This is a genomic window from Streptomyces sannanensis, from assembly GCF_039536205.1.
GTDB classification, from domain to species: Bacteria; Actinomycetota; Actinomycetes; order Streptomycetales; family Streptomycetaceae; genus Streptomyces; species Streptomyces sannanensis.
Window position 1 is genome coordinate 172982 of sequence record NZ_BAAAYL010000001.1, and the last position, 13489, is coordinate 186470.

9 protein-coding genes are annotated in these 13489 nt (G+C 69.5%); 6 read left to right on the forward strand and 3 right to left on the reverse strand.

Annotation, left to right across the window (positions count from 1 at the left end; genetic code table 11):
- Positions 1-337: 337 nt before the first annotated feature.
- The 5 genes from ABD858_RS00835 to ABD858_RS00855 all read left to right on the forward strand — a co-directional run bounded on the left by ABD858_RS00835 (position 338) and on the right by ABD858_RS00855 (position 8074).
- Positions 338-2227, forward strand: a complete 1890-nt coding sequence (locus ABD858_RS00835) for an ATP-binding cassette domain-containing protein (RefSeq protein ID WP_345033765.1) — start codon at positions 338-340, stop codon at positions 2225-2227.
- A gap of 218 nt (positions 2228-2445) precedes the next feature.
- Positions 2446-3741 (forward strand): hypothetical protein, encoded by a 1296-nt coding sequence (locus ABD858_RS00840; protein WP_345033767.1) that lies wholly within the window; start codon positions 2446-2448, stop codon positions 3739-3741.
- The gene (locus tag ABD858_RS00845) at positions 3728-4318 is read left to right on the forward strand and encodes a hypothetical protein (RefSeq protein ID WP_345033769.1); all 591 of its coding nucleotides are present in this window, start codon (positions 3728-3730) and stop codon (positions 4316-4318) included. The genes ABD858_RS00840 and ABD858_RS00845 overlap by 14 nt, the downstream gene beginning before the upstream one ends.
- Positions 4311-4967 carry a hypothetical protein gene (locus ABD858_RS00850; protein WP_345033770.1) on the forward strand — a complete coding sequence of 219 codons (657 nt, stop codon included), beginning with the start codon at positions 4311-4313 and terminating at the stop codon, positions 4965-4967. Before ABD858_RS00845 ends, ABD858_RS00850 begins: the two co-directional genes overlap by 8 nt.
- 47 nt (positions 4968-5014) lie before the next feature.
- Positions 5015-8074 carry a coiled-coil domain-containing protein gene (locus ABD858_RS00855; protein WP_345033771.1) on the forward strand — a complete coding sequence of 1020 codons (3060 nt, stop codon included), beginning with the start codon at positions 5015-5017 and terminating at the stop codon, positions 8072-8074.
- Between the two features lie 886 nt (positions 8075-8960).
- Here the strand turns inward: ABD858_RS00855 and ABD858_RS00860 are convergent.
- Both ABD858_RS00860 and ABD858_RS00865 read right to left on the reverse strand, forming a co-directional pair.
- On the reverse strand, positions 8961-9974 hold the full coding sequence (locus ABD858_RS00860; RefSeq protein ID WP_345033772.1) for a hypothetical protein: 1014 nt from the start codon (positions 9972-9974) through the stop codon (positions 8961-8963).
- 595 nt (positions 9975-10569) lie between these two features.
- Entirely contained in the window at positions 10570-11160 is a 591-nt protein-coding gene (locus ABD858_RS00865) for a hypothetical protein (RefSeq protein ID WP_345033774.1), read from the reverse strand.
- 1413 nt (positions 11161-12573) lie between these two features.
- Between ABD858_RS00865 and ABD858_RS00870 the strand changes: the two genes are divergently transcribed.
- Positions 12574-13131: a hypothetical protein gene (locus tag ABD858_RS00870; protein WP_345033776.1), complete on the forward strand. Its 558-nt coding sequence runs from the start codon at positions 12574-12576 to the stop codon at positions 13129-13131.
- Between the two features lie 107 nt (positions 13132-13238).
- Here the strand turns inward: ABD858_RS00870 and ABD858_RS00875 are convergent, their stop codons facing one another.
- Positions 13239-13379, reverse strand: coding sequence for a hypothetical protein (locus ABD858_RS00875; RefSeq protein WP_345033777.1), 141 nt, complete (start codon positions 13377-13379; stop codon positions 13239-13241).
- Between the last annotated feature and the right edge of the window lie 110 nt (positions 13380-13489).

Here is a 13489-nt window from a genome sequence, read left to right on the forward strand (position 1 = left end):
GGTCACGGCAACGTCACGCCGACACGGCCCGGGCCAATCGCGTCGCAGTGCCGACAGGACCGTCACCGTGCTCGCCCGGCAAGGATGGTGCCGTTGCGAGTGTGAGCGGACTCCGAAACACCTTCCGTCACATGCGTATCGGCCTCGGCGTTTCGGCCATCCTCAGGTTCGGCAGTGACCCGGCAGCCCAAGGGTCCATGGCCTCTACATGCTCCACCTGTCGCTCTGTCATGCGGATTCCACCCCGTCCGAAACACGTGTGTTCGATATCGCGACTCGCGTCGTTGACCTCGATACCGCCACAGCACGTCCCCGAGCCGACGATGGAGGAGCCCAGTTGACGTCAGCAGATGCCCAGGAACATAAGGTCGGAACAGTCCCTCCCCCGCCGCCCGCCGAGATCAGGTACACGGGGGAATACTCCGTGAACCCACTCGGTGAAGCGTCCTTCCGTCAGCTCTGCGCCCAGATCCCGAAGGTCCTGCGCCGCATCATCAGCATGTCCCTGCGTATCGACCGCTCAGCCGTGCTACTCCTCCTCGCCTGCCCGGTGGTCACCGGAGCTGCTGCAGGTGTCCTGCTGGCGGCGACCGCCCGGGCCATGCGTCCGATCCTCGGCGGCGGTACGGTCGCCGACCGCCTGCACCAGGCTCTGCCGGCTCTGCTCGCCGTCGGGGTCGCCGCCGGCCTTACCCGTGTCGCCGGGGCCCTGGCCACGTACGCCGAGCGGCGGATCACCCCCAGACTCACCACCGAGACGGACACCGCCCTGGTGGAGGCAGTGTGCCGCGTCGAGGCGTCGGCGTACGCGGTGGACGGCTTCGCGGACCGCCAAGAGGCCGCGGAGATGGGGGTGATCCGCACGCACGTGATGGTCACGGACGCCCAGCGGTTCCTGTCGGCCCTGGTCAGGATGGTCACGGCCGCCGGTGCTCTGTCCGTACTCAACCCGCTGATGCTGCCGCTGCTCCTCCTCGCCGTGCTTCCGGCCGGCGTCGGCGCGGTCCTCACCGCCCGCGTGGACTACGAGATCCACTACGCCAACATCGCCGACCGCAACGTCAGAGGCATGATGCGCTGGTGGTCCACGACCCCCAAGTACGGGGACGAGGTCCGCGCGAACTCGATGACCGACTACCTGCTCTTCTGGTACAGGTCCCTGTCCGACCGCTGCGACCAGCGCACACTGGCCGCTGCCCCGCGCACGCTGCGCATCGCCCTGGGTTCCTCCCTGGCCGCCAGTGTGTTCCTCGTCGCGACCTGGGGAGCGCTCGCCTGGCTGGCCATGAGCGGGAGGATCGCGCTCGCGCTCGCCGCGACGGCCGTCGTCGCCGTACAGACGACGCTCGCTGCCCTCTCCCAAGTGATCATCAACGGTGCCGCCCTCTTCCACACAAGCCTCTACCTGACCGACATGCAGGCGTTCCTTGACGACGCCGGAGAACGTGCACCCAAACGCGGCACGCTGTCGGTCGCCGCGCCAGTGGAGGAGATCCGGCTGGAGGAGGTCGTCTACCGGTACCCGGGCAAGGACAAGCCCGCCATCGACGGCGTCTCGCTCACCTTGCGCCGCGGTGAGATCCTCGCGATCGTCGGCGTCAACGGCTCCGGCAAGTCGACCCTCACCCGCCTGATCACCGGGATCTACCTCGCCGACAAAGGCCGAGTCGGCTGGAACGGCATGGATCTCGCCGAGACCGACCCCGCCACGGTCTGGAAGCAGACCGGCCTCGTCCCGCAGATCTTCGCCCAGTGGCCTCTGAGGGTGCGCGAGAACGTCACCCTCGGACAGCCGTACGCCCACGACGACGGGCCCGTGTGGGACGCGGTCGACGCCGTCGGCATGCGCCAGGCCGTCGAGGACCTCCCCGCGGGCCTTGACACCCTCCTCGCCCGCGAGGTGTTCGGCGGCGCAGAACTGTCAGGCGGGCAGTGGCAGCGCCTGGCCTGTTCCCGGGCCTTGTACCGCTGCCCGCCCCTGTTGATTCTCGACGAACCCACGTCCCAGATGGACCCGCGCGGTGAGCATCAGATCTTCGAGAGGATCAAGGCCATCGCCGCGAACCGCATCACGATCGTCGTCACTCATCGCTTGGAGAACACGAAGATCGCCGACCACATCGTGGTCATGGAGCAGGGCCGCATCACGGAACAGGGTCGGTACGACGACCTGGTCCACGCCAACGGCACCTTCGCCGAGCTCCTGGAACTCTCGCAGGATCGTTAGCACCGTCCCGCCGTCCGACCGATGTCCCGCTCGGTCCGGCCAACGTCGACAGAATTCACCGTGTGCCCATCCCTCGGCTTCTTCCCGGCGCACGCGGTGGTGGTGCCGGCCCAGGCCGAATGAACTTTCACATACATATCCGGCCATGGCTGGCAAGCCGGACCCGGTGCGGGGATGATGGCACGGACGGCCCTGCATGAAGGGGGCACCGACGTCCCGTGCATGAAGTCACCCACGATCACGCAAACCGGCGGCTCAGTGACGCCCAGCAGTCCGACAACCTGCGGACGTTTCTGGGGGCGGCTGCACGCCATGGCGGGGGCACGGTCACCGACCGTGTGCCTCTGCGGATCACCCGGGACATCGCGGAAGGATTCGCCGCTCACAGCGCTCAGGGTGGGGCAACGAAGACCCAGGTGTGGGAGTGGATCACGCAGCATGCGTCTCCTGACTACTCAGCGGAGGCGTTCGAGTCCCGGTGGGAAGTCTTCGAGAAGGAGCGGCTCATTCGTCCCCACCGGTCCAAGAGGCACCAGTTGCGGCACTCCTTCCATCCGCTCGGCACGGTCTTCCTGATGATTTGCGACCGGCTGGAAAGCCGCGGTGGTATCGACGAGCTGATCGCCCTGCTGGACCGTACGCAGGAACTCCTCGACCGCGAGCACCCTGACCGTGAAGCGGTCGCCCACAACATCGTGTTCTGCCAGTGGGTGTTCCAGACATTCGCCGTGCAGCTGGAAGCGCTGGTTCTCGACGGCACGCTGAACGAGCTGATGGAGGACCAGTGGCAGTACCACCACCAGGGCCTGGACCAGCGGGTGCTGCGGCTGAATCACGAGGTGAACCGCCACTTCCCGAGGGACGTCGACCTCGCCCACAAGGCTGTCGTCATGGTCGAGGCCGAGCAGCGGTACGCGCATTGGGCCGCACAGGCTCTGCTGCGTGTGCTGGACCACGCCGGGACGACGCTGGACTTCGATGTCCTGTCGGCCGAGGAGTATCTGGAGGCCGCCCGGGACGCCCCGCCGGAGCAGCTCGCGGAGGCCGGCCTCGCGTTGGTGGTGGATGCACCGCAGGTGTGGCTCGATGCCGGGGCTGTCGTGGACGCCTTGGAGGCGTTCATCCCTCGTCATCGGGTGCGCTGCCGGCCCCCGGTACCCAAGGGGTCCCCCGACCGGGATCCGTTCGGCGCGGTGGTCGAGCGAGCTGTACGGGAACGGGTACGGCGCGAGCGGGCCGCCGACCGCATGCTCCTGGAACGGAGCCGGGCCGAGATGACGGAGGAGTTGCGTCGATCGCGGTGGCCGCGGGCCGTCCGGCTCCTGGCGGACCTGATCATGCTGGATGCCGATGCCCACGCACCGTACCGGGTGGAGATCGGCACCGAGCTGGTCATCGACCGCGAGGCGTGGGTGACTCACCTCCACCCGGTCACGGTGCACCGCACGGAAACCCCTGCACACCCTCAGTCGCCCGCTCTGGCGGCAAGCGAGCAAGGTGATGAAGAATCTTGAGACGGCGCTGATCCTCGCCGCCGCCCGGGCAGGCGGCGCACTCGCCCCTGACCGTGTTCCGGCGAGCCTCGTGACGCAGGCCGACGACGCGGCTCATGTCGCGGGGCGCAGTCTGGTGGAGTGCGACTGCCCGTGGCCGACACCGGCCGGTGCCGTCGGCCGTCCGGGCCCGCCCCGCCGTGCGTTCGTACTGGGCTGGTCAGAGGCTCCGGTTCCGGAGGAACTGGGCACCTACCCCGTCGCCCGGCTCACCCCGACCCAGACGATCACCTTTGCCCTGTGTCTGGCCCAGGCGTGGCCGGACCCGCGCATGCACCCGTACCCGGGCCGTCCTTTCGAGCGGGCCGAGATCCTGGACATGGCCGGTGACATCGGGCTGGACGTGAAGTTCGCCAAGGCCGCCCTGGACGGCGAACTGGAATGGCTGTTGCTGATCGTTCGCGACGGTCGCCGGCTGCGGCTGGGACCGGCGGTGGCCGCGCTGCCCGAGACTTTCGCCGAGACCATGCGGCGCTTCCACGATCTGCTCCCGGGCCCGGACGACGTCCCGCCGATGCGGGAGGACGATGATGAGTGAGGCACCGCTCTCCGACCACGACGAGACACAGGTCCGGGCCGCCGTCGCGGCGGTGGAAACCGCGGACGGTCTCGTGCCTCGCGCGGCGTTTCCCGCCCTGCAGAGCGATGCGCTGCGGGCGGTTGTCGCCCGTCGTCTGGCCACGCTCGGCCGGACGCTGCTGATCCGCGAGCACCACGGAGTGACGGGCTTCACCAGCGGCTACGACGACGGCGTGGCCGAGCGCCTGGCCGCCGAGGGCATCGGTGTCCTGCCCCCTGTGGACCGGGCGGTGCTGGTGCTGGTGTTGCTGCGTACCGTGGCGGCCCCCAGAGCCCGCGGTGTGCACGGCACGGCAACCTGGCTCACGGACGGGCCCGGTACGAGCGTCGAGGAGCTGTACGCCAACCCGTACTTCACCTATGAGCAACTGCGTCCGGCGGTGCGCCGCCTCAAGGCCCGCCGCTTGCTGCGGGAAGGCGTCCACCGCACCCTGCTGCCCGGCCCCGCGCTGCTGCGCCTCACCGACGCTCAGTCCACCCGACTGTGGGAGGACCTGGTACTGGTCACCCGACCCGACTCGATGTACGCACAGGCCATCCGCCGGCGCCGCCAAGAGCAGCCGCACCCAGGCCGCGGACCCGGCCCCTCGTGCGAGACGGCACCATGACCACCCTCACCTCGCCGCAAGGAGCACAGCCTCCGCACGATGCCCCGATGAGCCTCGGGATCATCGGTGACCGGCAGCTGCTGTGCATCCAGACCTTCGACATCGCCCGGCACCCCTCCACCGCGGTCGGACTCATCCCCGGCTGTTTCGTCGCCGTCTCCGGAAAAGGCCCCAGGGATGCGAACGAATCCGGGAAGACCAGTTGGCTGGCCTCCGTCGCCCTGCTCCTCGGCGACCCGGAATGGCGGATGCACAGCAGCGGTCCGGCCACCGTCGCGGACCTGCTCTTCGAGCCGCGGACCGCCGGGGTGGCCGCCCAGGGCTACGCCCCCGCGACCACCGGCTATATCGCCGGGCTCTTCGCCGCCCCCGACGACGTCGTCGGCACCGCCCACACCGTATGGATGAAGCTGTCCGCCACTCCGACCTACGTCGAGGTCCGGCACGCCCCCGGCGTCCACCTGGCCACGGCCCACGACGACGACGAGCGCCACCATCAGGCCGTCGAGATCTACCGGGGACTGCCGTCGGCGTCCTCCCTGGGGGCCACCCAGTACGCGACCGCCCTGTACGGGCCGGTCCCCCGCTGCCTCGCTTTCCTGACCTCCCGGGGGAAACGGCGCGGCGGGCCCTCCCTCCTCAAGCTCGACACCGGCCCGTTCACCCCTGCGGGGATCGGCACCGCATTGATCGAACTCACCGGCCGCGCCGCGCTCCTGGACACGGACGCCTCCCTGCGCCATGACTTGAGCCAGGCAGAGCACGAGCTGCAGACCAGCCGGGCGGAGGACAGCAGCAGTCACGCGATCGAGGAACGAGCCCTGCGTGCCGTCACCCAGCGCAGCACCGCGCGCGAGGAACTCGTCCGCGCCCAGGAGCTGTGGGCCCTCCACTACGCCCGCGGCCTGCTCGACGCTCTCGAGCGCGCCGAACAGCTGCAATCCGCACTGGACGATCAAGCAGAGACGCTCGTACGAGCCCGGGCCGAGCGTGAATCAGCCGAAGCCGTCCAGCGTACGCTCGAAGACCCCGCGCGCCTGGAACACCAGCGCAGCGAAGCGGAACTCGCCGAACAGACCGCTGAGCGGCTGCTGTATCAGGCCCACGAAGACGCGAGCGGTGCACGCCACCGGCTCGCATCGCACAACCAGGCTCTCGAAGAAGCCGAGGACACCGCAGCCGGGGCTCGGGGGCATCTCGATGACGCCCGCCACGAGGCACGCAGGGCCCATCAGGTCACCCTCGCCTGCGAGGTCCGCCTGGCCGAGGCCGACGCGCGGCTTCAGCATGCCCGCGAGGACCTCTCCCGAGCCGAGGAAGGACGCTACGGCGCCGCCGGACGGACGATCAGCACGTTGAGCACGGCGGGAATCAGCGCCACGGGGCTGCTCGACGGGCTCGGCCTGCCCCGTGAGGAGCGCTCCGCATGGGAGCCGCGCCTGGCGCTGTACGGCGACGCCGTGTGCATCAGGGCATCCGACGTCCCCGCCGCCCGCAGAGCCCTGGCCGGCCGACCGGGCGTCGTCCTGATCGCCGTACCCGATACGGACGAACGCTCCGGCGACCCCGTGCGGGGCTTCCTGGATGTCCTGGCCAGGCGCATGCGCCTGGAACACGCCCCGGAGACAGCGGTCGATGACGCGCTCGGCCTGTACGTGCTGGGCGGGTTCACCGAACCGTTCACCGGCCGAGCCGCCCTCGTCGGCCGTCGTCGGACCGAAGCGGCACGAGCCGAGCAGAACCTCGCCACGGCACACCGGCTGTGTGACCAGGCCGAGGAAGCCGAGGCGCGGAGCGAGGAACTCGTCCACCGTCTGGAGGCCGCCGCACTGGCCGCTCACCTGCGGTCCCAGCGCCCCTCGCTCGAACGCGAACTCGCCGCTCTCCAGCTCCGGACCGCGGCCCACCAGCTCGCACGGGGCGCTGCGGAAAGCGCCCTGCAGAAAGCGGTCGTCGCCCACGCCACCCGCACTCTCCAACACGCTCAAGCCCAGAGTGTGATCGACAAGGCCCGGTCGGTCGAACGGCAGGGCGCCGGACAACAAGCAGCCCTCAAGAAGCAGATCGCCGCTCTCGACATCAGCTACTGGCAGGAGCACGGCGGCAGCCGCGCAGCCGCCCTCCGCGCCCTGCGCCGGACCACGACCTCAGCCGTGGTCGCCGGCCGGCAGACCCCGCAATCCGAACGTCGCAGCGAGAGCACGCTGCGCCAGCGGGCCGGCCGCCACCTCGACCACGCCCTCGAAGCGGTCGGTATCGACACCGACACGGGTGCCGGTGCTCCGACCACCGCGCTACAGGACGCCGTCCGACGCCGCAACAACCTCGCCGACGACAGTGGCAGCCGCCCGTTCGCCGATGCCACCGCGTTCGAAGCGCCCGCCCGCGCTCTCCAGGACTGGCTCGACCGCTTCGCCGACTCCGACACCTCGGCCGCTGATCGCATCGCAGCCGAGCGCGCCCAGCGGGCCAGTCGTATCGCCTTCGGCGAGCAGAAAGTCGCCGATCTTCGCGAAAGCCTGCACATCATGCAGGGCAGCATCGCCCTACGGCTCGAACAGGCCCTGGGCGACATCGAAGACGCCCTGGTCACGCTGAACCGCGACGCCGGCCTGTACGGTGCCGAACTCCGCCGTGCGCTCACCCCACCGCCCTCACTGCAGGACGTGTGGCGCTGCGACGTCACACCGTACTGGCGGCGTAGCCCTCACGGCCCCCTGCTGCCCTACGACAACATCACCAACTCGGCGCAGGAGAAGCTCTTCTCGATCCACCTCGTCCTGGCCGCCCTCCTCGCCTCACCCCATCCACGCGGCCGCGTGCTCATCCTCGACGAACTGGGCGATTCCCTCGGCACACACCATCGTCAAGAGGTCCTCGGCGCCCTCGCCAAGAGCACGCAGGAACATGGCATCACAGTCCTGGGCACCTGCCAGGAATCGCTCCTGGACGACGCCGCCGAATACTGCGGCGAACTCCTGTACTTCACCTACCCCAGCCACACCGAGGCGCTCAACGCGCCCACCCGCATGTTCGGCTACGACGCCAACAGCGAGCGCGTCGAGCTGACCATGGACACCTTGCTGGCTGGGCGCGCCTGGTGGTGAGCCATGCGGCGCGGAGGGCAGGAAGCTCGCCTGCTGCGGCGTGGACGTGGCCGTGCCGGACTGAGTGCGGGCCGCCAGCTCGCGGCCAGAGATCGAGCCGCGTGACGGGTGGACCTCCCCAGGGCGCCTCGGCCTCGTCGGCCTGCTGCCCCCGCCGCCGGTACCCGGCCTGGATCCCGACCGTGAACCGCTGCCGAGGAAAGCGCTGGTGCGCAAGGCTGCCCTCGCCGAACCGCCGGGCAGCGTCACCACCCGGGCCCCGCGCCGGCGTCCGGTCCGGGTCATGGCGCCGGCTGATCGCCTGCGTCTCGGCCGCCGGCGGCGTCGTGGCGGTGAACCTCGCGGACACGTCCAGGCACGACACCACCGCGGTCACGGGTGGCGGCACCCCCGGGCACCCGAAGTGACGCAACTCCTCGACCGCATCGCACTCACCGCTGCCGAAGGAAAGCAACCGGCGGTCCGAGCCGACCAGTTCGTGTACGTCGAGAGCAAGGTCGCCAACGCCGGGCAGAGCGCCGCAGGAGACTCCATGGCCCTGGCTCCCGAGCACACGCGGCAGGTATGGCTGTCCGCCGACGGCAGTCGCCCCGGCCTGGTGCGCGAGGCGGGCCTGCCGACGCCCCGCTCGACGCATCAGTCCTCACCGAAGCCGATGACGCCGGCCCGGCCGGGACCGTTGTCGGCACCTCCGCGATCCTCACCGTGGCCGCAGTCGACCGCGCCGGCGAGACTCCCGCGCGATGACGACGTAGCGCGGCAGCCGTGCACAGCGGCCGCCCTGGATCCCGGTCCCACCGGGGCCGGCCCCTTGTGCGGGCCGCCCCCGGACTGAGCGGGCTGCGGTCACATCCATGCCCACGGCATCGTGCCCGCCACGTGACCTTCACGAAAGTTGTTGTGAGGACACCGGCGGCGAAGCGGGCAGGGTCGGGGGCACCAGATGTGTGCGCGGCGTCACACCGGAGAGCATGGCCGGATCCGGACTCTGCCCGCCTGCGAGGCCCGGACGGACCGATTCATATCCTTTTGTGACGCGCACGCGGGATGAACCGAGGATCGTTCGCACCGGACCCGGCAGGCCGCGGCCGGCGAGTTCCTCCAGCACCGCCCGGTGAATGCGCCGCCTGGCCCGGGCACGGGGCCGGCGCGGGTACCGGCGGCGCACGGGAACGTACGCGGGCTCATGCCGCCCCCCGCTCCCGTTCGTCAGCATGTGGACGAGCGCGGCCAGAACAGCCACGTCGTCGGCGGCCACGCCATCGACGGCCACCGTCCGCCCGCCTGGCGCAGGCACCCTCGCAGGGAGCAGCAACGACTCCGTGATCTGCCGCGATTCCCCCGGAACGGCAGCTCCCGGCCACCCGCCCCCGTTGGCCGGCGCAGCAGCAAAGGCACGTTCGGTGTGTGCGTCGCCGTCCTCGAGCGCCAGGACTTCCTTGCGTCTCTGAATACCCTCGAACCGGCGGATGACGTCTGCCCAGCGGGACGCATCCGTCCTGGAGCCTGCGGTGAACCTGTGTCGCGCGTCGAGCAGTTCGCGGTAGACCTCGGCGTATGCGCCGCACAGCCTGATGGACTCGTCACTGCGGTCGCTCAGGCCAAGAGCATGGGGGATGGCGACGGCCAAAGCGGCCAGGCCCGACATGACACAGACGAGTACTTGCGCCGTGAGCTGCGAAGACTCATCGACAACGGGCCAGACCACAAGTGCCGTGACGAAGCTGAGTACTGCTGAGGCGGTGGTGTACCGGCGGACTTTCCGCGCCAGGCGAGCAGCTTCCCTGGGCATCCTGTGCACCCAGTAGCCGGCGCTCTCGATGCTTTCCTCCAGCTGCCGCGACAGGGCCGCGTCAGCCGGGTCTTTCGGCTGTGTGAAAAGCTTGGCCAGCAGTGTCATGACACTCTCACAGTCAGAGGGCAGTGGGCCCACCGTGACATCGCCTGCCCCAGCCCCCGGCACCAACGTGCACTATTTTCGTTTCGACCACCCGAAAGCAGCAATACCGGCCGTCCCGGCCGACGCATGATGGCCGCACCGGCTGCCGCCCGTCGGTGCCGCACCGTCACCCCATTGGCCGCGGACACCTGCCTGCCGCCCGTTGGCGGGGCCGGCAGCACGGGCGGTCCGGCCCGGCAGGTCACATGGGGCACATCCCCCGAAAGGCCCGGCGCGACCGACCCAAAATCCACAACCGGCAGCCGCACGCGTGAAGGGGTCGGCGGAAGCGGTGGTGCGCACACCTCGCCCGACCACGGCAGGCGGCAGGGCCCCATGGAGCCGGGCCGGCATGCTGCAACTGCCCGGGGCCGCCCGCGGCGACACGCGGGGCGCCCGGTTAACGCTTAATATGGCGTAGCGGGTGTATAGGGCATCAGGCGTGAGCCTCGTGATGCCCCATGCAGAGCGAGGCAGCGAGCAGAAGTACCCACATGCCGGGAGCCCCGGCCCGATTCCGGCGGGCCGGGGCTCCCTGATGGGCAGGTGGCCCTGATCAGTACTCGTCGTCGTCGAACTCGCCGTGGTCGAACCCGTCGTGGTCGAACTCTTCGAACACACGGAAGCTGCCCACGACTCCGTTGTCGACGTGCACAGTCCCGTCGACACTGCCGGGTGCGATACCGGCGCTGAAGCCGTGGGGGCCGATCGTGGCGATGGGCGCGCCATTGCCGCAGGTCACCCCACGGAAGAACTCGACGGTCTTCCAGCTGTCGTTCCTGACGTTGAAGGACGTGGATCCCAGACCGCTCACCACGGTGATGCAGCCATCCGGGCGAGCGGAGTACGTCCGCTCATTGACCTCGATCCTGCCCTCTCCCCTGCCGCGCCTCCCCTCTCGCCGGTCGCGCCCGCCCCCTTCCCGGCCGCGCCCGCCCTCTTCCCGGTCGTAGCTGTCGCCGCCGGCCCCCTTCTCGCGATTGCCGCTGTCACCGCCAAAGGGAGCAGGGGCGGGGGCGGGAGCCGGGGCAGCCTGCCGGGGCAAGGCAGCGGGGGCCTGGGGGGCCGAGGCGTAGGTGATACCAGTGGCAGCCAAAGTCGCAGCGCCCGCAAGCACAGCGGTCACGGCGACGGTACGCGTACTCATGTCACATCTCCTTGTCTCAGAGACATCAGCCGACCAGTCGGCTTCCAGTGAAAGTACTAACCGATAATTTTCCTTTCATATCGGATATGCCGAAGGCGTGATGCCGACATCGGCCGAACGTGTCCACACCCCCACGCGAATCGCATTCCGGACGGCCTGACGCCGCGCCAACATTGCTGGTCCACCGGCTCGCTGAGTTCGCGCTTAGCCCGATGGGGCGAGTTCTGACACTTCGTCACCCCATCGGCAGCCTCACCCCGACCTTCGCGTCTACCAACGCCCACATCAGGAAACCCTGACTCGCCGTTAGCCATGAGGGTCGGCATGACTCTGCATCAGTCACGACGTACGCCTCGTCGCCCCACTCAGCCGCCGACCAAGCCGCGCGCTCGGCCCTGACGGCCCAGCGCCACCGCCTCGGCGGCCCGAGCGAAGCGGGTCGACCCGTCCGGTGATGCCACCTGCACGGGAATCCCGGCGAATACCCGACGGCACCGGGACAAGCTGCTACATGCGACCGGCCCCCAGGTGCCCCCGCGCCCTGGCTCAGACACCAGGGGCCAAGTAATCCGCCGGCACCTTCCGGGAGTTCACGCGCGGCGGACGGTTGGGGTGCGGGGAGGCGACATTTCCGGGCGGCCGCTCGACCCGAGGCGCGCGTGCGGCCGGCGACAAGCCGGGGCAGCAGCCGGGCAGTGCCGACTCTGCTGCGCAATTCCCGGGTGGTTCCGACGCGCGGACCGTGACCTGCGACAACGAGGCCGTCGGTGCCGCCCTCGAAGCCGGCCCCTGCTGCTCGACCGTCGTGGGATCACCCGAAAAGGAACCTTGTTCGACTGATCAAGCCCGTTGAGCGGTAGGCGGAAGCCTTCTCAGAACAGGCGCGGACGCGGCGTGGCCGGCCTGCTGCTGCACCGTCAGCCGGGTGACGGTCGCGGGCGGGAGGATCGCCCGGGAGAACTGCTCGCCGTCGCCCACCCACGACCTCGCTGCCGGGAGTAGCCATTACGGACCACGAGCCGACTGCCGTTGCCGTCGCCCCTTTCGACCAACTCGGCCGTATATGCACTGACTTCGACCGACAGCCACCATGCGCCGGTCACCCTCTCGAACGATCCCGTCCAGCAGCTCCGACCCCCGCCCGCACCATACCCACAAGCGACACGCTCCTGCCGGACGGACAGTCGACGGGAAAGTCCCCTGAACGGCCCAGAGTCATTACCAACCCAGCGTCTTTTCGGGCCAGTTGATGTGCGTTCAGGCCGCCGGACACGCATGCGACGTGCCCCGGATCCCCCAATCGGCCCGCGACACGAAAATTGTCGGCGTGTCCGACATGTCCGGTATGACGATCACAAGTATGTTCATTCACGAGCCGGCCGCTAAGCCGGCCTGTCAGACAGGAGAAGTCACATGGATATCCGTTCATCCGCGATCACCGCCGCGGTCGCAGCCGCAGCGGCACTGGCCGCCACCGGCATCACCTATGCCTCAGCGGCCCCCGCCGAGCCGGTCCAGGCCGCCCCCGCTGTCCAGGCCGCCCCCGCCGTCCAGCAGGCCACTGCTCCCCAGGGCGGCGACGTCGGCGGCGGCGGCAAGGGCAACAACAACGAAAGAGGCGAAGAGGAGGAGGAGAACGAGGGAGGGCGCCGCCACTTCAAGGGCAGGATCCACATCAACGAGCGCACCTACTCCGCTGAAGAGCACGGCGGCTGCATCACCGTCGTCAGCGGCCTCGGCTCCAAGACCCTCAACGTCCGCAACGACAGCCGCAAGACCGTCGAGGTCTTCCGCGGCGCCACCTGCGACAACGGCGCCCCCATCGCCGTCGTCGGCCCCTTCAGCCAGAGCGACGGCATCCGGGTCCACGAGGTCGAGGGTGGCGTACACGTCAAGAATGGAGTCGTCGGCAGCTTCCGCGTCATCCGCCACCACGGCTTCGGTGGCTTTGGCGGCGGCTACGGCAACTGATCCCACACACAACACTCACCCCCCGGCCCGCCGGAATCGGGCCGGGGCACTTACACCGACACACCAGCCACCTGAACCGCTCGGGGATCAGTGGAGGCTCGGTTCCATCAGAGGATCGAGTCATCGCACGTCTGTCCAGGTAGCCTGATGAACTGCTCCGTCGCGCAGTGCGGCTGATCGCCGCGCTGGTAGCCGGAGTACGACATCGAGTGGGCTGCGATGGAAGCGGTCACGGCGAAGCTGGGCATTGAATCGACGAAAGCCTTGCGCAACCGAGTGCGCCAGGACCAAGTCGATCGGGGCGCTCGCCGGACTCCGCCGGCGGGCGCCCCTTCGTTTTTTCATCGCGGGGGCGTCA

Excerpts from the sequence above, each read along its gene's own strand:
- ABD858_RS00850 (WP_345033770.1), top strand. The coding sequence starts at position 4,311 with ATGAGTGAGGCACCGCTCTCCGACCACGACGAGACACAGGTCCGGGCC.
- ABD858_RS00860 (WP_345033772.1), bottom strand. The coding sequence starts at position 9,974 with ATGACACTGCTGGCCAAGCTTTTCACACAGCCGAAAGACCCGGCTGAC.
- ABD858_RS00870 (WP_345033776.1), top strand. The coding sequence starts at position 12,574 with ATGGATATCCGTTCATCCGCGATCACCGCCGCGGTCGCAGCCGCAGCG.
- ABD858_RS00875 (WP_345033777.1), bottom strand. The coding sequence starts at position 13,379 with ATGCCCAGCTTCGCCGTGACCGCTTCCATCGCAGCCCACTCGATGTCG.
- ABD858_RS00855 (WP_345033771.1), top strand. The coding sequence starts at position 5,015 with ATGAGCCTCGGGATCATCGGTGACCGGCAGCTGCTGTGCATCCAGACC.
- ABD858_RS00865 (WP_345033774.1), bottom strand. The coding sequence starts at position 11,160 with ATGAGTACGCGTACCGTCGCCGTGACCGCTGTGCTTGCGGGCGCTGCG.
- ABD858_RS00845 (WP_345033769.1), top strand. The coding sequence starts at position 3,728 with ATGAAGAATCTTGAGACGGCGCTGATCCTCGCCGCCGCCCGGGCAGGC.